Raw genomic sequence first — 20,063 nt, forward strand, 5'->3', positions numbered from 1 at the left:
CGTTGATATGATGGAGCAGCCATGTTTGTCCAGATTCTAGGTTCCGCCGCTGGCGGTGGCTTCCCCCAGTGGAACTGCAACTGCACGAACTGCGCGGGCTTTCGCAGCGGCAGCCTGCGGGCCAAGGCGCGGACCCAGTCGTCCATCGCGATTTCCGATGATGGCGTGAACTGGGTGCTGTGCAATGCCTCGCCAGACATCCGCGCCCAGCTCCAGAGCTTCGCGCCCATGCAACCGGGACGCGCCCTGCGCGATACCGGGATCAGCGCGATCATCCTGATGGACAGCCAGATCGACCACACCACCGGCCTGCTCAGTCTGCGCGAAGGTTGCCCGCATCAAGTCTGGTGCACCGACATGGTCCACGAAGACCTGAGCACCGGTTTCCCGTTGTTCACCATGCTGACCCACTGGAATGGCGGGCTGAACTGGAACCGCATCGAACTCGACCGCAGCTTCACCATCGCGGCCTGCCCGAGCCTGCGCTTTACCCCGCTGCCCCTGCGCAGCGCCGCGCCGCCGTATTCGCCGCACCGCTTCGACCCGCACCCGGGCGACAACATCGGCCTGATCGTCGAAGACCTGAACACCGGCGGCAAGCTGTTCTACGCCCCGGGGCTGGGCAAGGTCGATGCGCCGCTGCTGGACATCATGGCCGACAGCGATTGCCTGCTGGTGGACGGTACGATGTGGGACGACGATGAGATGCAGCGTCGGGGCGTCGGCACCCGCACCGGCCGGGAAATGGGCCACCTGGCGCAGAACGGCCCCGGCGGCATGCTGGAAGTGCTGGAAAAGTTGCCCGAGCAGCGCAAGGTGCTTATCCACATCAACAACACCAACCCGATTCTCGATGAAGACTCGCCGGAGCGTGCGGAGTTGGTCCGTCGCCATGTTGAAGTGGCGTATGACGGCATGAGTATTGTGCTGTAGAGGATGGCCCCTTCGCGAGCAAGCCCGCTCCCACATTGGATCTCCACTGAACACATTATCTGTAAACACTAGAGATCCAATGTGGGAGCGGGCTTGCTCGCGAAGGCGTCAGACCAGACACCAAAGAATCCACCGGTTGTTCCCCGGAGAACCGCAATGACTGACACCCCAATGTCCCCCGCCGAATTCGAAGCCGCCCTGCGGGCAAAGGGCGCCTACTACCACATCCATCACCCCTATCACGTGGCAATGTATGAAGGCCGGGCGACCCGCGAGCAGATCCAGGGCTGGGTGGCCAACCGCTTTTACTATCAGGTGAACATTCCCCTGAAGGACGCCGCCATCCTCGCCAACTGCCCGGACCGCGAGATCCGCCGCGAGTGGATTCAGCGCCTGCTGGACCATGACGGTGCCCCCGGCGAAGACGGCGGCATCGAAGCCTGGCTGCGTCTGGGCCAGGCCGTCGGCCTCGACCCGGATCAGCTGCGCTCCCAGGAACTGGTGCTGCCCGGCGTGCGTTTCGCCGTGGATGCCTACGTCAACTTCGCCCGCCGCGCCAGTTGGCAGGAAGCTGCCAGCAGCTCGCTGACCGAACTGTTCGCGCCGCAGATCCACCAATCGCGTCTCGATAGCTGGCCGCAGCATTACCCCTGGATCGACCCGGCCGGCTACGAGTATTTCCGCACGCGCCTGGGTCAGGCACGGCGGGATGTCGAGCACGGTCTGGCGATCACTTTGCAGCACTACAGGACGCGGGAAGGTCAGGAGCGCATGCTGGAAATTCTCCAGTTCAAACTGGACATCCTTTGGAGCATGCTCGATGCCATGAGCATGGCCTACGAACTGAACCGCCCGCCGTATCACAGCGTGACCGGGCAACGGGTCTGGCATAAAGGAATCACCTTATGAGTTTCGACCGCAGCAAGACCCCGACCTGGCGTACCGGCTACCGCTTCCAGTACGAACCGGCGCAGAAAGGCCATGTGTTGCTCTATCCGGAAGGCATGATCAAACTCAATGAAAGTGCCGCGTTGATCGGCGGCCTGATCGACGGCGAACGCGATGTCGCGGCGATCATTGCCGAACTGGACGCGCAGTTCCCCGGCGTGCCCGAGCTCGGTGACGACATCGAGCAATTCATGGAGGTCGCCCGTGCTCAGCACTGGATCGAACTTGCCTGATTCCGTTTCAGCCAAGTTGCCGCCCAAACCCGAGATCGGCCTGCCGCTGTGGCTGCTGGCCGAGCTGACGTATCGCTGCCCGCTGCAATGCCCGTACTGTTCCAACCCGCTGGATTTTGCCGAGCAAGGCAAGGAACTGAGCACCGAGCAGTGGATCAAGGTGTTCCGCGAAGCACGGGAAATGGGCGCGGCGCAGTTGGGTTTTTCCGGGGGGGAACCACTGGTGCGCCAGGACCTCGCCGAGTTGATCGCCGAGGCGCGCAAGCTGGGCTTCTACACCAACCTGATCACCTCGGGCATCGGCCTCACCGAGCAGAAAATCAGCGACTTCAAGAAGGCCGGCCTGGACCATATCCAGATCAGCTTTCAGGCCAGCGACGAGCAAGTGAACAACCTGCTGGCCGGCTCGAAAAAAGCCTTTGCCCAGAAGCTGGAAATGGCTCGCGCGGTGAAGGCTCACGGCTATCCGATGGTGTTGAACTTCGTGACCCACCGGCACAACATCGACAAGATCGACCGCATCATCGAGCTGTGCATCGCCCTTGAAGCCGACTTCGTCGAACTCGCCACCTGCCAGTTTTACGGTTGGGCGCAGCTCAATCGAGTCGGCCTGTTACCGACCCGGGAACAATTGGTCCGCGCCGAACGTATCACCAATGAATACCGCGCCAGGCTGGAAGCGGAAGGGCATCCGTGCAAGCTGATTTTCGTCACCCCGGACTATTATGAAGAACGCCCGAAAGCCTGCATGAACGGCTGGGGCAGTATTTTTCTGACAGTCACGCCGGACGGAACTGCCCTGCCTTGTCACGGCGCCCGACAGCTGCCGGTGCAATTTCCTAACGTGCGCGACCACAGCATGCAGCATATCTGGTACGACTCGTTCGGCTTCAACCGCTTTCGCGGTTACGACTGGATGCCCGAGCCGTGCCGCTCCTGCGATGAGAAAGAAAAAGACTTCGGCGGCTGCCGTTGCCAGGCGTTCATGCTCACCGGTGACGCGAGCAACGCCGACCCGGTATGCAGCAAGTCGCACCATCACGGCGTGATTCTCAAGGCCCGCGAAGAAGCCGAGCACGCGACCCAGACCATCGAACAACTGGCCTTTCGCAATGAACGAAATTCACGCCTCATCGCCAAAAGCTGAAACCTTCAGCGCCGCCAGAGCCGTCGCCGCCGGTGTCGACTTTGCCGAATTGCAGCTCGGTCGGCATGGCCTGTTCTGGAACGAGTACCGCCCCGAAGATGCCGCCTGCCGCATCTGGCAGTGGCGCGACGGCCAGGCCCGTTGCCTGACGCCGCCGGGCTTCAGTGTGCGCAGTCGAGTGTACGAATACGGCGGTGGAGCGTTTTGCCTGACCGATGACGGGATCGTTTTCGTCAACGAGGCCGACCAGCAGTTGTATCGACAGTCGCTCGCCGGCGAGCCGGAGGCGCTGACGTCAAACGAGTGCCGCTATGGTGATCTGCAGTTCGCCGACGGGCGGGTTCTGGCGGTTGAAGAAAACCGTGACCGCCATCGTCTGGTTGCCATAAACCTGCTGGACGGGGCGCGACACTTACTGGCCGAAGGTGCGGATTTTTACGCCTCACCGACCCTGAGCCCGGATGCTCGCCGCCTGGCCTGGATCGAATGGCGGCGCCCGGATCAGCCATGGACCGCGACCCGCCTGATGGTTGCCGAACGCCAGGGCGATGGCAATTATGCCCAGCCGCGCTGCGTGGCCGGCGATGACGTTCAGGAGTCGCTGCAACAGCCTCGGTTCGATGCCAGCGGCCGGCTGTTTTGCCTGACGGATCGTGGCGGCTATTGGCAGCCATGGCTGGAGTCGGACGATGACCTGAGCCCGTTGCCATGCGCCGCAGCCGACCATGGGCCGGCACCCTGGCAACTGGGTGGATGCACCTGGCTGCCGCTGGGCGAAAGCCGCTATCTGGCAAGCTGGACCGAAGGCGGTTTTGGCCGGCTGGGACTTGGCGGTGACAAGGGTGAGGATTTCACCGGCGACTACAGCCGCTTCCGCCATCTCGCCCTGGACGAGCAGTTCATTTATTGCATCGCCGCCTCGCCGGTCAGCCCTGCGGCGGTGATTGCCATCGATCGCAGCACCCGCCAGGTCAAGGTGCTGGCCGGCGGTGTCGCGCCATTGCCTGCCGAGCAGATCAGCCTGCCGCGAACCCTGCGCTATCCGAGCGGCTCGGGCCAAGCCCATGGCTTCTTCTACCCGGCAATGAGCGGGGAGGCGAAACCGCCACTCGTGGTGTTCATCCACGGTGGCCCGACCTCGGCCTGCTACCCGATGCTCGACCCCCGTATCCAGTACTGGGCACAACGCGGCTTTGCCGTGGCCGACCTCAATTACCGCGGCAGCAGCGGCTACGGCCGGGCTTATCGCCAGGCGCTGCATTTGAGTTGGGGCGATGTCGATGTCGAAGATGCTTGCGCGGTCGTTAGTTATCTCGCCGAGCGCGGGCTGATCGACGGTGACCAGGCGTTCATTCGCGGTGGCAGCGCGGGCGGCTACACCACCCTTTGCGCATTGGCCTTCCACAAGGTCTTCCGCGCCGGTGCCAGCCTGTATGGCGTCAGCGACCCTGTCGCTCTCGGCCATGCGACCCACAAGTTCGAAGGTGACTATCTGGATTGGCTGATCGGTGATCCGGTCGTGGATGCCGAACGTTACGCGGCGCGAACGCCGCTGCTGCATGCGGGCAACATCAGTGTCCCGGTGATTTTCTTTCAGGGTGAACTGGATGCCGTGGTGGTGCCGCAACAGACGCGCGACATGGTCGAGGCGCTGCAGAAAAACGGCATTCTGGTGGAAGCGCATTATTACGCGGACGAACGCCATGGTTTCCGCAAGGCCGGTAATCAAGCCCACGCGCTGGAGCAGGAGTGGTTGTTTTATCGGCGGGTGATGGCGCTCGCGGACTGAAGTCTGCGCTCAGATCAAAAATTGTGGCGCCCCTTTCGCGAGCAAGCCCGCTCCCACATTTGATCTCGGTCGCACACAAATACTGTGCTCACTGGAGATCTAATGTGGGAGCGGGCTTGCTCGCGAAAGCGATCTATCTGACGCCGATGAACTCAGCGCTTGGCGATGATGTAAACCGCATGCACGATCCCCGGAATATAACCGCACAACGTCAGCAGAATATTCAGCCAGAACGCGCCACCGAAACCGACCTGCAGGAACACACCCAGCGGCGGCAACAGAATGGCGATGATGATTCGAATAAAGTCCATGGGGCAGATCCTGGTTGAGGTTGGCTCGTGGGAGCCTACACCTTATCGACCCATACCGTTCGTCAGGGTTCAGTATCGTCCCCCCTCCGAGCATCGAACCTTACAGGCGAAATGTTTCGAAAAAAAACGCCCCACGCCAAAAGAAACAGGCGCGAGGCGATGCGTTATACCGCGAGACGGTTCGAAAAAATCGTGCAAGTAGCGTCTGATCAGACAGCAATCCCTTTGCGACACTGCAGTTGCGCGGTGCGCACACGGGAAAAAGCACGTGCCAGGCGCAGGAGCATTTCGTCGACGTTGGCCTTGCTCACGGTGAGGGCCGGGGTAAATCGCAGGCACTCGGGTTGCGGGGCGTTGAGCAGCAAGCCTTCGTACAGCGCAGCTTTTACTACGGCATCCGCCGAATCGTCCGACAACGTCAGTCCCCAAAGCAGCCCCTGCCCGCGTAATTCGCCGTGGCCATAGCGATGGGCCAATCGAACCAGGCCTTCACGCAGGTACTGGCCGGTATCGCCGACATGCTCGAGAAAAGCCTTGTCCTGCACGCTGTCGAGCACGGCAACACCGGCGGCCGTCATCAGTGCATTGCCATGGTGGGTCCCCATCAGCTCGCCGACATCGAAGCAGCAGGCCTTGCCCCGCGCCAGCAACGCCGCCAATGGCACCCCACCGCCCAGGCCTTTGCCGAGAACGACGATATCGGCCCGCACACCGTAGGACTGTTCGGCGAGCAGCGTGCCGCAGCGACCGATACCGGTTTGCACTTCGTCAAGGATCAGCAGGATGCCCAGTTCACGACACAGCCGTTCGACCCCCTTGAGGTAATGCCCGGTGGCCGGAACCACCCCGGCGTCGCTCTGGATCGGCTCGAGCATGATTGCCACCGTCCGGGCATCTACGGCCGCATGCAGCGCCGCAAGATCATTGAACGGAACGTGGCTGAAGCCTGGCAGTTGCGGCTCGAATCGATTGATCAGGCTGGAACTGTCCGACGCCGACATCGTCGCGAGACTGCGCCCGTGGCAGCCGTTATTGGCAACGATGATTCGCGAAGCACCACCGCGATGCCGCTGTCCCCACTTGCGTGCCAGTTTGATCGCCGCTTCGCAGGCTTCACTGCCACTGTTGAGCAGATACGCCTGATCACTGCCGGTACTGGCGCACAATCGCTGGGCGAGATTGAGCATCCCGCGGTTTTGCAGGCCGAAACCGGGGTTGATCAGCGCCTGGGCTTGCGTCGCGAGAGCATTGACCAGTGCCGAAGGGCTGTGTCCGAGGCTATTGGCCCCCACGCCCTGTGAGAAATCCAGATACGCGCGATCTTCGCTGTCCCACAACCAGGAACCCTGGCCGCGCACAAAAATCTGTTTCGGCCGCTCGACACTGGGCATCAGGCACTCGCTGGAGAGGTTGTCGCCCTTGGCCGGCGGGTGGTCGTCAACGGCCAAGTCATCAAGACTCGGGGGATTGCGTCGCAAGTTGAACAAATTCATCCGCTCAAACCTCGTGTGAGGTTTTTTGCCTTACCTATGTAAACACCATCGATATAAACGGTATTCATCGCGCTCTATGGCCCTGTAAGCCTTGTGAATGCGGTTAGACTAGGCTCAGACAAGGCATTGAACCATTTCGATTTCACAGCATTTTCGATAAGCATTACTTATGGATTTCAAGCAACTGCGTTATTTCGTCGCGGTCTATGAAGAGGGCCACGTGGGCCGGGCCGCCGAGCGACTTTCAATCTCCCAGCCGGCGCTGTCCCAACAGATTCGCCACCTCGAACAGAACCTCGATGTGAGCCTGTTCGAACGCAGCAGCAAACGTCTGCTGCCAACCCTGGCCGCCCACACGTTGTACAACCACGCGCTGCCGTTGCTTGATGGCCTGCAACGGGCGCGCGAAGCCTTGGGTAATTTCAAGGGCCAGGCGCTACGCACCTTGGCCATTGGTGTGTTGCAGACCGTCCATACCAGCCTGGTACCACAGATGCTCGAACGCGTGCGCAAGGCGCAGCCGCATCTGGTGGTGCAGATCTATGAACTGACGGGGCTGGAGATCGAGCGGCGGCTGCTCAACGGTTCGCTGGATATCGGGATCAGCTACTTGCCGCCCCGCCAGCCAGGCCTGCACGGTGTGATGCTCTACGAAGACGAACTGACCCTGGTCATCCCGGCGGACCATCCATTGCGCGAATTCAAGAAAGTGTCCATGAGTCAGGCCGCCGGGTTGCCGATGTTGCTACTGGGTGAAGAGTTCCAGGTGCGACAGATCTGGCAAACGCAACTGGCCAGCCTGGGACGACGTCCGCAGGTGCAGGCCGAACTGAACAACATGGCGGGGATTCTCGACAGCCTGCCCCACACCCGACTGGCGACTGTCCTTCCCGGACGCTCGCAGAAGGCACTTGGCAACAACAAGTTGCTGTGGAAACCATTGACCGAGCCGCGGGTGCCGCTGAAAGTCGGATTGGTGTGTCGGGATGTGCAGCGTCAACAAGCCTCGCTGGGGTTGTTGCGGACCTTGCTGGAGGAGGTGATGAACGGGCCGGATGATCGCTTGACCAACCCGACTACCCTCGAGGGGCTGAACTGACCACTTTTCGTGGACCAAAGAAAACCCCGCCGAAGCGGGGCTTTGCAGACTATTTCCCTGACATCCCTTTCACTCCGCCGTCCTGGCAGAATCCTACGTGTCCGTGTTGTTGCTTTGCGCTTCCTGCGCTACGTCCATGTGAAGTAGATTAGCCGTGGATCCAATCTTCGACTATGGGAAAACAGCGTCACGCATTGTAAGAGATTGCTTACATGGCGTTACATAGTCAGAACTGGGCGGCATCCAGCAGGAACAGCGATTCGCTACCGGCCTTCACCGACGCGCTCAACGAATGAATACGCGGCAGCAGACGGGCGAAATAGAACCGCGCCGTACCCAGTTTGCTCGCATAGAAATCGTCCTGCGCTTCTTTGCCAAAAGCGGCCTTGGCCATCAGTGCCCACATGTAGGCGTAGGCCATGTAACCGAACGCCTGCAGATACTCGACCGAAGCAGCGCCGATTTCATTCGGGTTGTTTTTCGCCCGGTCGAGCAACCACGCGGTCAGTTCGTCGAGGGTGGTCACGGCATCGTTCAGTGGCTGGGTGAATTCGGCCAGGTCTGGGCTGGCGGTCGCGATGAAATGACGGATCTCGTCGGCGAACAGGTTGTAGAACGCCCCGCCGGTGCCGACGATCTTGCGTCCTGCCAAGTCCAGCGCCTGGATGCCGTTGGTGCCTTCGTAGATCTGGGTGATGCGCACGTCGCGCACCAGTTGTTCCTGGCCCCACTCTCGGATGTAGCCGTGGCCGCCGAACACCTGCTGGCCGTGCACCGTGGTTTCCAGGCCCAGGTCAGTGAGGAACGCCTTGGCTACAGGCGTCAGCAGTGCAACCAGATCTTCCGCGCGTTTGCGGGTGGTGGCGTCTTCGCTGAACTTGGCGGTGTCCAGTTGCATCGCCACGTAGGTGGAGAAGGCCCGGCCGCCTTCGTTCGAGGCTTTCATGGTCAGCAGCATGCGGCGCACGTCCGGGTGGACGATGATCGGGTCAGCCACCTTGTCCTGGTTCTGCGCGCCGGTCGGCGAACGGCTTTGCAAACGGTCGCGGGCGTATTCAACGGCGTTCTGGTAGGAGCGCTCGCCGCTGGCCAGGCCCTGGATACCGACGCCCAGACGCTCGTAGTTCATCATGGTGAACATCGCCGCCAAACCTTTGTTCGGCTCACCGACCAGGTAACCCACGGCTTCGTCGAAGTTCATCACGCAGGTCGCGGACGCCTGGATGCCCATCTTGTGCTCGATCGAACCGCAATTCGCCGGGTTGCGCGCGCCCAGGCTGCCGTCGGCATTGACCATGAACTTCGGCACCAGGAACAGCGAAATGCCTTTCGGCCCCGCCGGTGCGTCTGGCAGCTTGGCCAGCACCAGGTGGATGATGTTTTCGGTCAGGTCGTGTTCGCCGCCGGTGATGAAGATCTTGGTGCCGCTGACCTTGTAGGAACCGTCGGCCTGAGGCTCGGCCTTGGTGCGAATGATCCCCAGATCCGTCCCGGCATGCGGCTCGGTCAGGCACATGGAACCGGCCCAGACCCCGGCGTACATGTTCGGCAGGTAGGCGGCTTTCAGTTCGTCACTGGCGTGGGCGTTGATCGACAGGCAAGCGCCTGCAGTCAGCATCGGATAAAGGCCGAACGACAGGCTGGCGGAGTTGACCATTTCTTCGACCTGGGCCGACACAGCCTTGGGCATGCCCATGCCGCCGTAGGCCGGATCGCCGCCGACACCGACCCAACCGCCTTGCGCATAAGTCTGGTACGCCTGTGGGAAACCGGCCGGGGTGGTGACGGCACCGTCCAGCCAGTGGCAGCCTTCTTCGTCAGCCGCACGGCTCAGCGGCGCGATGCTTTTGCTGGTGACCTTGCCGGCTTCTTCGAGGATGGCTTCGACGGTTTGCGCATCGACGGTCTCGGCCAGCGCCGGCAGTTCGGCCCAGAGCTTCGTGACCTCGAACACTTCATTGAGGACGAAGCGCATATCGCGCAGGGGCGCTTTGTAGTCAGCCATGGCAAACCTCGCAAGATCTAAACGGGTGAATCGTGGAAGGGTGTTTTCGTTGGGTCCGAGTGTAACCCAACAACTTTTGCGACACATAGGGTCAGGCTGTGACCACTTTGTAATTTTTAGTCACTGGCATTCCGTTGGATATTTTTCGCCTGCAAACCATTCGCGGGCAAGCCTCGCTCCTACAGTCCGTCGTCGTGCACACTTGATGTGAACGACGCAAACCTTGTAGGAGCGAGGCTTGCCCGCGAAGCTTTTTAAAGCCTGACCGTTAAAGCGAGAACAACTCCGCCGGCAGTTGCATCAAACAATCGCTACCCGCCTCGATAGCAGCCCGATGAGCGGCGGTGCGGGGCAACAATCGCTTGAAAAAAAACTCGCTGGTCGCCAGTTTGCCTCGACAGTAATCGGCATCGCCGCGGCCGTCGTCGAGCTGCGCCTGAGCCACCAGCGCCATACGCAGCCACAGATAACCAAGGATGATGTAACCGCTGTACATCAGATAATCCACCGACGCGGCGCCGACTTCATCCGGATTTTTCATCGCCGCCATACCGACCCTGGTGGTCAATTCGCCCCATTGCTGATTCAGCTCGTTGAGCTGCGCCACATAGCCGGCGAGTTGCGGATGCTCGGCGTTGGTGGCGCAGAACCTGTGCACGATTCTGGTGAAACCGCGCAGCAGCTTGCCCTGGCTGCCGAGCACTTTTCGTCCGAGCAAGTCCAGCGCCTGAATACCATTGGTGCCCTCGTAAATAGGCGCGATCCGGCAATCGCGGACCAACTGCTCCATACCCCATTCACGAATGAAACCGTGCCCCCCGAATACCTGCATACCGTGGTTGGTCACTTCCAGCCCGGTATCGGTCATGAAGGCCTTGCAGATCGGTGTCAGGAACGCCAGCAAGTCTTCGGCCTCTTGCCGTGCGCCAGCGTCCGGGCTCAGATGCGCGGTGTCGAGCAACTGCGCGGTGAAGTAGGTCAGCGCCCGGTTGCCTTCGTTGAAGGCTTTCATGGTCAGCAGCATCCGGCGCACATCAGGATGGACGATGATCGGGTCGGCGACTTTTTCCGCTGCTTTCGGGCCCGTCAGCGAGCGCATCTGCAGACGGTCATTGGCGTATTTGATTGCCCCCTGGAAACTGGCCTCCCCCAGACACAGGCCCTGCATCCCGGTGCCAAGGCGCGCATGGTTCATCATGGTGAACATGCAGTTCAGGCCCTTGTTCGGCTCACCGATCAAAAAGCCCTTGGCCCCGTCGAAGTTCAGCACGCAGGTGGCCGAGGCCTTGATCCCCATTTTGTGTTCGATCGAACCGCAGGACACACCATTGCGCTCGCCCGCCTCGCCTTGTGCATCGGGCAGGAACTTGGGCACGATGAACAGCGAAATGCCCTTGGTTCCCGCTGGCGCATCCGGCAGCTTCGCCAGCACCAGGTGAACGATGTTATCGCTCAGGTCGTGTTCGCCGGCGGAGATGAAAATCTTGCTGCCGCAGATCGCGTAACTGCCGTCGGCCGCAGGCACGGCACGGGTCTTGATGATGCCCAGATCCGTGCCGCAATGGGCTTCGGTCAGGCACATGGTGCCGGTCCATTGGCCGGCGGTGAGTTTGCTCAGGTAGGTCTGCTTTTGCGCTTCGGTCCCATGCGCATGGATCGCCGACATCGCGCCGTGGGTCAGGCCGGGGTACATGCCCCAGGACGTGTTGCTGGAGCCGACCATTTCACTGATGACCAGGCCCAGGGAGCTGGGCAAACCCTGGCCGCCGTAGGTCGGATCCGCCGCCAGGCCATGCCAGCCGCCTTCAACGTATTGTGCGAACGCCTGCTTGAACCCTGCAGGCGTCGTCACCACGCCATTGTCGAAATGGCAGCCTTCTTCGTCACCGCTGCGGTTCAGCGGTGCGAGCACGTTCTCACAGAATTTTGCGCCCTCTTCGAGGATCGCATTGACCATGTCCGGGCTGGCATCGGTGGCGCCCAGCGCGGCGTAGTGGCTGTGAAAGTCGAAGACATGGTCGATCAGAAAGCGCATGTCGCGCAGGGGAGCTTTGTACTCAGGCATGGTTATTTCTCCGGCAGCAGATTGCGCAAACCTACTGCCGCCCGCCAGGCCCCACAATCACAGTCCAGACGCTGAATGCGCGATCATCACTCAACCGCAGCGGCGTCCTTCGCACTCTAGAGCGTCTCGTCAGCGGACTTGAGCATTTGCTCCCGATTGAGTGTTCCTGACTTTGCGGCGCAAGCGGCGTATCTGATCCACCGCGCCGCCTGGTTCGCCAGCAAGCCGGCTCCTACAGGGGGCACAAAAAAGGCCGCTGCTCCCGAAGAAGCAGCGGCCTTGTGAAGAACCGCGTGAGGCTTAGTAGCCCAGTGCGAAGTCTTCTTCTTTCATGTCCATCAGGTTGCCGGCGCCCGACAGCATGGTTGCCACGTGGGTGCGGGTACGCGGCAGGATGCGCTGGAAGTAGAAGCGTGCAGTCTGCAGCTTGGCGGTGTAGAACGCCTCTTCGGAAGTGCCGGCAGCCAGTTTTTCAGCTGCCAGGCGCGCCATGTCAGCCCAGAAGTACGCCAGGCAGGCGTAACCGGAATACATCAGGTAGTCCACCGACGCCGCGCCGACTTCTTCGCGATCTTTCATGGCCGCCATACCGACCTTCATGGTCAGCTCGCCCCATTCCTTATTCAGTGCAGCCAGCGGAGCGACGAACTCTTGAACCGCTTCGTTGCCTTCGTTGGTCTGGCAGAACTTGTGGACGATCTTGGTGAAGCCTTTCAGAGCCTCGCCTTGGGTCATCAGCACTTTACGACCCAGCAGGTCGAGTGCCTGGATACCGGTGGTGCCTTCGTACAGCATCGAAATGCGGCTGTCGCGAACGTTCTGCTCCATACCCCACTCGGCGATGAAACCGTGACCGCCGTAGATTTGCACGCCGTGGTTGGCGGATTCGAAACCGACTTCAGTCATGAACGCTTTGGCGATCGGCGTCATGAAGGCCAGCAATGCGTCGGCTTTCTTTTTCTCTTCTTCGTCCACGCCGTATTTGACGATGTCGACTTGCTTGGCGGTGAAATAAACCATCGCACGGTTACCTTCGGCGAAGGCCTTCATGGTCAACAGCATGCGACGTACGTCAGGGTGCACGATGATCGGGTCAGCGGCTTTTTCCGGCGCTTTCGGGCCAGTCAGGGAGCGCATTTGCAGGCGATCGCGAGCGTATTTCAGGCCGCCCTGGAAGCCGATCTCGGCGTGAGCCAGGCCTTGCAGCGCAGTCCCCAGGCGTGCGGTGTTCATAAAGGTGAACATGCAGTTCAGGCCTTTGTTCGCCGGACCGATCAGGAAACCGGTGGCCGCGTCGAAGTTCATCACGCAGGTGGCATTACCGTGAATGCCCATCTTGTGTTCCAGGGAACCACAGGTCACGGCGTTGCGCGCGCCGATCGAGCCATCAGCGTTCGGCATGAACTTCGGCACGATGAACAGGGAGATGCCCTTGGTGCCGGCGGGTGCGTCCGGCAGGCGGGCCAGCACGATGTGGACGATGTTGTCGGCCATGTCGTGTTCGCCGGCCGAGATGAAAATCTTGGTGCCGGAGACCTTGTAGGAACCGTCGGCCTGAGGTTCGGCCTTGGTGCGCAGCATGCCCAGGTCGGTGCCGCAGTGCGGTTCGGTCAGGCACATGGTGCCGGTCCATTCGCCGGACACCAGTTTGGTCAGGTAAGCCTCTTGCTGCTCAGGCGTGCCGTGCTCGGAGATGGTGTTCATCGCGCCATGGGACAGGCCCGGGTACATGCCCCACGACCAGTTGGCTTCGCCAACCATTTCGCTGACCGCCAGCCCCAGCGACTCCGGCAGGCCCTGGCCGCCGTGCGCTACGTCGTGGGCCAGGCTTGGCCAGCCGCCTTCGACGAATTGTTTGTAGGCTTCCTTGAAGCCGGTCGGGGTTTTAACGCCGGACTCGCTCCAGGTGCAGCCTTCGGTGTCACCCACGCGGTTCAGCGGAGCCAGTACCTGCTCACAAAACTTGGCGCCTTCTTCGAGAATGGCGTCAACCATGTCTGGAGTTGCGTCTGCACAAGCCGGAAGGCTCTGATAGTGCGCTTCGTAGCCGAGCAGTTCGTCACGAACGAAGCGAATATCACGCAAGGGGGCCTTGTAGTCAGGCATAGCGATAAACCTCTGCTGATGTAACCGGGAATGAACGACCGCGTTGATTTGTTGTGACGGTCAAACAGTTGTTTGAAACATACGTTTACCACCAAATCTTGTCAAGCGCCGATCTTTTGCCGTTCGTCATCACACCACGGGAATGCGGGTGCGCAGCCACGCAACAGCGTCCAGGGGATCAATGGGCCCTGAAGAAAAGATTAGTTGAGGGAGAAGGACTTACGCAGAAAAACGCCGCGGATGATCGCGGCGTTGGCAGGTGGATTCAGCGAGGCGCAGCCTAGTCCAGCAGATCCAACTGAAGATGCTCGGCCACCGCTTCGGCCGTCACCAGTTTGAGTTTCGGCACGCGTCCAAGGCATGGCGCCGGGATCCGCTCGGCGAGTGTCGCCAGGTTCTCTTCCAGGCGCGCGGTTTTCGAATCGATGATATTGGCCACCCATCCCGCCAATTGCAGACCGTCCTGCGCAATCGCCTCGGCTGTCAGCAGCGCATGGTTGATGCAACCCAAGCGTACGCCAACCACCAGAATCACCGGCAGGTCCAGCGCCATCGCCAGGTCCGACAGGTTGTCCTGATCCGCCAGGGGTACGCGCCAGCCGCCAGCGCCTTCGATCAGGGTGAAGTCAGCCTGCAGGTCGAGGATCTGCCGCATCGGCTCCAACAGCGATGGCACTGTCAACGCCACGCCAGCTTCCCGCGCCGCCAGATGCGGAGCGATCGCCGGTTCGAATGCCATCGGATTGACCTGGGCATAGGTCAAAGGCACCGAGCATTGCGCCATCAACGCCAGTGCGTCGGCATTGCGCAAGCCCTTGGGAGTGACCTCGCAACCGGAGGCTACCGGCTTGCCCGCCGCCGTGCTCAAGCCGGCCAACCGTGCGGCGTGCAGCAGGCCTGCGGCAATGGTGGTCTTGCCGATATCGGTGTCGGTGCCGGTGATGAAATAGGCTGCACTCATAAGGGTTTCTCCAAAACGGCGTACACCACTTGATAAGTCGCCGGCAGGCCTCTGGCCTGGCGAAACTGCTCATAGGCCTCGATCAGGCCGAGGATCCGCGCTCTGCCAGTCAAACCGCCCGGCCGACCGGGGTTCAGGTTGTGCGCACCCAGCGCCTTGAGTTCATGGGTCAGGCTGCGCACGTCCGGGTAATGCACCACATGGGGACGGGTTTCGAGCTTCGCGACGGTCAATCCACTGCCCGCGCAAAGTTGTTGATAAACCCCGAACTCACGGAAGCGATTGACGTGCACCATGCCGTCCACCTGACGCCAACTGTCACGCAGTTCGTACAACGTACCCACGCACAGACTAGCAAATGCGAAAATTCCGCCAGGTTTCAGCACTCGATGCGCTTCACTGAGCACCGAGGCGAAGTCTGCGCACCACTGCACCGCCAGGCTGGAGAAGATCAAATCGCAGGTCGAAGCCTGCAATGGCAGACGCTCCGCATCCCCGGCGATGAAATGCGTGGCGCCCCCCAAAGGCCGTGCGTGATTGAGCATGCCTTCGGCGATGTCCAGCGCCACTCCGTGACCGGCAGGGAAACGCTCGTTCAACGCCCGACTGAAGTGTCCAGTGCCGCACCCCAGATCCAGCCAGCGACCCGGCACGAAGTCTTCCGGCAAGCGGTTCAACAACTGACTGCCGACATCGCGCTGCAATTGGGCAACGCTGTCATAACTCGCCGCTGCACGGGAAAAGGAGGCCGCCACCTGGCGCTTGTCAGGCAAGCCGCCGGGCAGGATGGGAAGGGCTAAATCAGTCATCACCGAACTCATGCAAAAAGGCCTGGATCGCCCCTGCCACACCGTGGGGGTCTTCCAGAAGAAACGCGTGGCTGGCCCGTTCAATCAGGCCAATCTCTACATCCGGCAGCAACTTCAGCAGGGCTTGCGCCGCTTCGGCCGGCACCAGCCCGTCGAGGCCGGCGAACAGATGCAATTGCGGACCGCGGAATGTTTGCAGCGCTTGACGGGTATCCAGTTGCGCGAGCACTTCCAGACCGCTGATCGACACCGATGCACTGGTATGCGGCGCACCACCGAGCAACAGTCTGGATAATCCGCGCGGGTCTGCAGAACCCTGGGCGCAGAGCAGCGAAAAGCGTTTCAAGGTCATGCGCGGATCAGCCTTGCAGCCGGCCAGAAAGGCGTCGAAGGTCTCGGCGGGCATCGCACTCGACCATTGCTCATGGGCAACAAAGGAAGGATTGCTCGCCAGGGTCAGCAAGCCGCAGCAACGATCGCCGCGTCGGGCCGCCAGCTCGCAGGCAAGCATACCGCCGAGGGACCAGCCACCCAGCCAGACATCCTGAGGCAAAGTCGAATCCAGCTCATCGAGCCATTCTTCAATATCGCTCGACTCCAGCTCCGGCAATGGCTCGATTTCGACCCGCAGCTGGTCATCCAATCCCTGCAACGCTGCAGCCAATGGTTCCAGCGGTGAAATCCCCAGGCCCCAGCCGGGCAGCAGAATCAGACGATCACGCATGGCTTGGCTCCGGTCCCAGTTGTTGAAAACAATCAGCCAGTGCGTTTAACAATAGCTGCACCTGTGCCTCGCTGTGGGCAGCACTCAGCGTCACGCGCAGACGGGCGCTGCCGGCGGGCACGGTCGGCGGACGAATCGCTGTCACCATCAAACCGCGTTCGCGCAGCATCTGCGACAGTTGAACCGCACGCCCGGCGTCGCCGATCATGATCGGCTGGATCGGCGTGAAGCTGTCCATCAATTCCAGGCCAATCTGCTCGGCACCCTGGCGGAACTGGCGGATCAGCGTGTTCAGATGCTCACGCCGCCAGTGTTCGCTGCGCAGCAGCTCCAGGCTTTTCAACGTCGCGCAGGCGAGGGCCGGTGGCTGGCTGGTGGTGTAAATGTACGGGCGGGCGAACTGGATCAGACACTCGATCAGCTCTTCACTGCCGGCAACAAAAGCACCGGCCGTACCAAACGCCTTGCCAAGGGTGCCGACCAGAACCGGCACGTCGTCCTGGCTCAGGCCGAAATGCTCGACGATCCCGCCACCATTGGCCCCCAGCGGACCAAAACCGTGGGCATCATCGACCATCAGCCACGCGCCTTTGGCCTTGGCCTCCCGGGCCAGCGCCGGCAGGTCGGCGATGTCGCCGTCCATGCTGAACACGCCGTCGGTGACTACCAGCGTGTTACCGGTGGCCTTCTCGAGACGCTTGGCCAGACTCGCCGCATCGTTATGCAGATAGCGATTGAAGCGCGCACCGGACAGCAGACCCGCGTCCAGCAACGATGCGTGATTGAGGCGGTCTTCGAGCACCGTATCGCCCTGCCCCACCAGTGCGGTGACCGCACCGAGGTTGGCCATGTAACCGGTGGTGAACAACAGCGCTCGCGGGCGACCGGTCAGGTCGGCCAGCGCTTCTTCCAGCGCATGATGCGGGCTGCTGTGGCCAATGACCAAGTGCGAAGCCCCGCCGCCGACGCCCCAACGGGTCGCACCGGCGCGCCAGGCTTCGATCACTTGCGGGTGATTGGCCAGGCCCAGGTAATCGTTGTTACAGAACGCCAGCAAGGGCTGGCCATCGACCACCACTTCCGGGCCTTGAGGGCTTTCGAGCAGAGGGCGCTGGCGATAAAGGTTTTCGGCACGACGGGCAGCAAGGCGTGCGGCGAGATCGAAAGACATGCAGGCCTCGCGAGTAGGGAAAACACACAACCCCTGTAGGAGCGAGGCTTGCCCGCGAAGAGAGCACCGCAGTCGGTCAGATAGACCGAGGTGCTTCATTCGCGGGCAAGCCTCGCTCCTACAGGGCGGGGATATGTTAAACAGCAGCGTTGTAGAACTGCTCGCTGCTCTTCTGCTCCACCAACGCCTGCTCGATGGCCGCCTGATGCACCTCGTCGGCGTGTTCTTCACGCGCTTCCGGCAGGATGCCCAGGCGCGAGAACAGTTGCATGTCCTTATCGGCCTGCGGGTTGGCGGTGGTCAGCAGTTTGTCACCGTAGAAAATCGAGTTGGCACCGGCGAAGAAGGCCAGGGCCTGCATCTGCTCGTTCATGGCTTCGCGGCCAGCGGACAGGCGCACGTGGGACTGCGGCATCAGGATGCGGGCGACGGCGAGCATGCGGATGAAATCGAACGGGTCGACGTCATCGGCATTTTCCAGCGGCGTGCCAGCGACTTTCACCAGCATGTTGATCGGCACCGACTCCGGATGCTCCGGCAGGTTGGCCAGCTGGATCAGCAGGTTGGCGCGGTCGTCGAGGGACTCGCCCATGCCGAGGATGCCGCCGGAGCAGATCTTCATCCCCGAATCACGCACGTAAGCCAGGGTTTGCAGGCGCTCGCCGTAGGTACGGGTGGTGATGATGCTGCCGTAGAATTCCGGCGAGGTATCGAGGTTGTGGTTGTAGTAGTCGAGGCCGGCCTGGGCCAGCGCTTCGGTCTGGTCCTGATCCAGGCGACCGAGGGTCATGCAGGTTTCCAGGCCCATGGCTTTCACGCCTTTGACCATTTCCAGCACGTAAGGCATGTCTTTGGCCGACGGATGTTTCCACGCCGCGCCCATGCAGAAACGGGTCGAACCGATGGCCTTGGCGCGAGCGGCCTCTTCGAGGACCTTCTGCACTTCCATCAGTTTTTCTTTTTCCAGGCCGGTGTTGTAGTGACCGGACTGCGGACAATATTTGCAATCTTCCGGGCAGGCGCCGGTTTTGATCGACAGCAGCGTCGAAACCTGGACCCGGTTGGCGTCGAAATGCGCGCGGTGCACCGTCTGCGCCTGGAACAACAGGTCGTTGAATGGCTGCACGAAGAGTGCTTTGACTTCAGCCAAAGACCAGTCATGACGCAGGGTTGCAGTGGTGCTGGCGCTCATGGGCGTTTCCTTTGTTTTATGCTTGGCAGGTGACTGGGGGATGGAATACCCACAGACGCGACACGGATGTTTGGCATATTTAAGGAAGACTCATGCGCTGTCAACCACGTTACGATGGACCGGTTTACATCTGGTTAAAAAACAAACAAGTCTGCTTGCTGTGCGGCGAAGCGTCCGATGATGCGACTCCCATTTGCACCGCCTGTGAAACCGACCTCCCCTGGCTTGGCGACCAATGCCAGACCTGTGCCCTGCCCTTGCCCGGCGCAGGAATGACGTGCGGCCAATGCCTGAAGCAACCGCCGGCCTTCGACCGGGTCGCTGTGCCTTGGACCTACGGCTTTCCGGTCGACAGCCTGGTCACCCGTTTCAAGCACAGCGCGAACTGGCCGTTCGGTCGCCTGCTCGCCGAACTTTTCGCCCGGTTTCTGCTCCATCGTTTCGATGAAGACCTGGATCGACCCGACGCTCTGGTCCCCGTACCACTCGCTGCCAAACGCCTGCGCCAACGGGGTTTCAACCAGGCCGCGATGCTTGCCCGCTGGCTCGGCCCCAGCCTCGACATTCCTTGCGATGAAAGGCTGTTGCTGAGGGTGCTGGACACCAGCGCGCAACAGGAGCTGAAGGCTGACGCCCGCAAAAAGAACCTGCGTAATGCCTTCGCACTGGTACCCGATGCCTCGGTCAAGGGTCGGCACCTGGCGCTGGTGGATGACGTGCTGACCACCGGCGCCACTGCACAGGCACTGGCTCGTCTATTGATGGACGCCGGCGCTGCGCGGGTCGACGTCTACTGCCTGGCCCGCACCCCCAAACCCGGCGACACGGTTTGACCCAAGGACACAAAACCTGTGGGAGCGGCGATGCGGCGATCCGACTTGCTCGCGAAAGCGGCCTGGCATTCGACAGAGTTATCGACTGAACTGACGCCTTCGTCGGAGCGCCGCCCGGAGCAAGCCCGCTTGTATGCTAGGACTTGAAGGGAGGAGAAGGGACAAAGCCCGATTCTGACTGTTGACGCAGTACAGATCCGTGGGAGATTTCGCCCCTCCTCCTTTCACCCAAGCGCCGATAAAG

17 protein-coding genes are annotated in these 20,063 nt (G+C 61.2%); 7 read left to right on the plus strand and 10 right to left on the minus strand.

Annotated elements, in window-relative coordinates:
- The first annotated feature begins 21 nt into the window (after nt 1-21).
- From pqqB to F8N80_RS25400, 5 genes are all read left to right on the plus strand, one after another.
- Complete coding sequence (pqqB, locus tag F8N80_RS25380; protein WP_150747159.1) at nt 22-933, plus strand: pyrroloquinoline quinone biosynthesis protein PqqB; 912 nt, start codon at nt 22-24, stop codon at nt 931-933.
- A 156-nt stretch (nt 934-1,089) separates the two neighbouring features.
- The gene (gene pqqC / locus F8N80_RS25385; RefSeq protein ID WP_150784939.1) at nt 1,090-1,842 is read left to right on the plus strand and encodes a pyrroloquinoline-quinone synthase PqqC; all 753 of its coding nucleotides are present in this window, start codon (nt 1,090-1,092) and stop codon (nt 1,840-1,842) included.
- On the plus strand, nt 1,839-2,114 hold the full coding sequence (pqqD, locus tag F8N80_RS25390) for a pyrroloquinoline quinone biosynthesis peptide chaperone PqqD (RefSeq protein WP_132834027.1): 276 nt from the start codon (nt 1,839-1,841) through the stop codon (nt 2,112-2,114). The genes pqqC and pqqD overlap by 4 nt, the downstream gene beginning before the upstream one ends.
- Before the next feature lie 16 nt (nt 2,115-2,130).
- A complete protein-coding gene (pqqE, locus tag F8N80_RS25395; RefSeq protein ID WP_191632980.1) occupies nt 2,131-3,261 on the plus strand; it encodes a pyrroloquinoline quinone biosynthesis protein PqqE in 1,131 nt (376 codons plus the stop codon).
- Nucleotides 3,227-5,050, plus strand: a complete 1,824-nt coding sequence (locus tag F8N80_RS25400) for a S9 family peptidase (RefSeq protein WP_150784941.1) — start codon at nt 3,227-3,229, stop codon at nt 5,048-5,050. The genes pqqE and F8N80_RS25400 overlap by 35 nt, the downstream gene beginning before the upstream one ends.
- Before the next feature lie 152 nt (nt 5,051-5,202).
- Here the strand turns inward: F8N80_RS25400 and F8N80_RS25405 are convergent, their stop codons facing one another.
- Together F8N80_RS25405 and F8N80_RS25410 are read right to left on the minus strand one after the other, a co-directional pair.
- Nucleotides 5,203-5,361, minus strand: coding sequence for a YqaE/Pmp3 family membrane protein (locus F8N80_RS25405; RefSeq protein WP_003228885.1), 159 nt, complete (start codon nt 5,359-5,361; stop codon nt 5,203-5,205).
- Nucleotides 5,362-5,570: 209 nt separating this feature from the next.
- Nucleotides 5,571-6,854: an aspartate aminotransferase family protein gene (locus tag F8N80_RS25410; protein WP_150784942.1), complete on the minus strand. Its 1,284-nt coding sequence runs from the start codon at nt 6,852-6,854 to the stop codon at nt 5,571-5,573.
- 169 nt (nt 6,855-7,023) lie between these two features.
- Here F8N80_RS25410 and F8N80_RS25415 point away from each other — a divergent pair, with 169 nt between their 5' ends.
- Nucleotides 7,024-7,953, plus strand: a complete 930-nt coding sequence (locus F8N80_RS25415; protein WP_150747155.1) for a LysR family transcriptional regulator — start codon at nt 7,024-7,026, stop codon at nt 7,951-7,953.
- 226 nt (nt 7,954-8,179) lie between these two features.
- Here the strand turns inward: F8N80_RS25415 and F8N80_RS25420 are convergent, their stop codons facing one another.
- From F8N80_RS25420 to bioB, 8 genes are all read right to left on the minus strand, one after another.
- Nucleotides 8,180-9,958 (minus strand): acyl-CoA dehydrogenase C-terminal domain-containing protein, encoded by a 1,779-nt coding sequence (locus tag F8N80_RS25420; RefSeq protein WP_150784943.1) that lies wholly within the window; start codon nt 9,956-9,958, stop codon nt 8,180-8,182.
- 268 nt (nt 9,959-10,226) lie between these two features.
- Nucleotides 10,227-12,023 (minus strand): acyl-CoA dehydrogenase C-terminal domain-containing protein, encoded by a 1,797-nt coding sequence (locus tag F8N80_RS25425; RefSeq protein ID WP_150784944.1) that lies wholly within the window; start codon nt 12,021-12,023, stop codon nt 10,227-10,229.
- A 300-nt stretch (nt 12,024-12,323) separates the two neighbouring features.
- A complete protein-coding gene (locus F8N80_RS25430; RefSeq protein ID WP_150747152.1) occupies nt 12,324-14,129 on the minus strand; it encodes a phenylacyl-CoA dehydrogenase in 1,806 nt (601 codons plus the stop codon).
- Nucleotides 14,130-14,409: 280 nt separating this feature from the next.
- A complete protein-coding gene (gene bioD / locus F8N80_RS25435; RefSeq protein WP_150747151.1) occupies nt 14,410-15,090 on the minus strand; it encodes a dethiobiotin synthase in 681 nt (226 codons plus the stop codon).
- On the minus strand, nt 15,087-15,899 hold the full coding sequence (gene bioC / locus F8N80_RS25440) for a malonyl-ACP O-methyltransferase BioC (protein WP_150747150.1): 813 nt from the start codon (nt 15,897-15,899) through the stop codon (nt 15,087-15,089). The genes bioD and bioC overlap by 4 nt, the downstream gene beginning before the upstream one ends.
- Entirely contained in the window at nt 15,892-16,623 is a 732-nt protein-coding gene (locus F8N80_RS25445) for an alpha/beta fold hydrolase (RefSeq protein WP_150747149.1), read from the minus strand. Before F8N80_RS25445 ends, bioC begins: the two co-directional genes overlap by 8 nt.
- Nucleotides 16,616-17,794 carry an 8-amino-7-oxononanoate synthase gene (gene bioF / locus F8N80_RS25450; RefSeq protein WP_150747148.1) on the minus strand — a complete coding sequence of 393 codons (1,179 nt, stop codon included), beginning with the start codon at nt 17,792-17,794 and terminating at the stop codon, nt 16,616-16,618. Before bioF ends, F8N80_RS25445 begins: the two co-directional genes overlap by 8 nt.
- Nucleotides 17,795-17,930: 136 nt before the next feature.
- Nucleotides 17,931-18,986 (minus strand): biotin synthase BioB, encoded by a 1,056-nt coding sequence (bioB, locus tag F8N80_RS25455; RefSeq protein ID WP_150745741.1) that lies wholly within the window; start codon nt 18,984-18,986, stop codon nt 17,931-17,933.
- A 92-nt stretch (nt 18,987-19,078) separates the two neighbouring features.
- Here bioB and F8N80_RS25460 point away from each other — a divergent pair, with 92 nt between their 5' ends.
- Nucleotides 19,079-19,819, plus strand: a complete 741-nt coding sequence (locus tag F8N80_RS25460; protein ID WP_150784945.1) for a ComF family protein — start codon at nt 19,079-19,081, stop codon at nt 19,817-19,819.
- The last annotated feature ends 244 nt before the right edge of the window (nt 19,820-20,063 follow it).

The sequence above is a fragment of the Pseudomonas fluorescens genome, from assembly GCF_902497995.1.
Lineage (GTDB): Bacteria > Pseudomonadota > Gammaproteobacteria > Pseudomonadales > Pseudomonadaceae > Aquipseudomonas > Aquipseudomonas fluorescens_BK.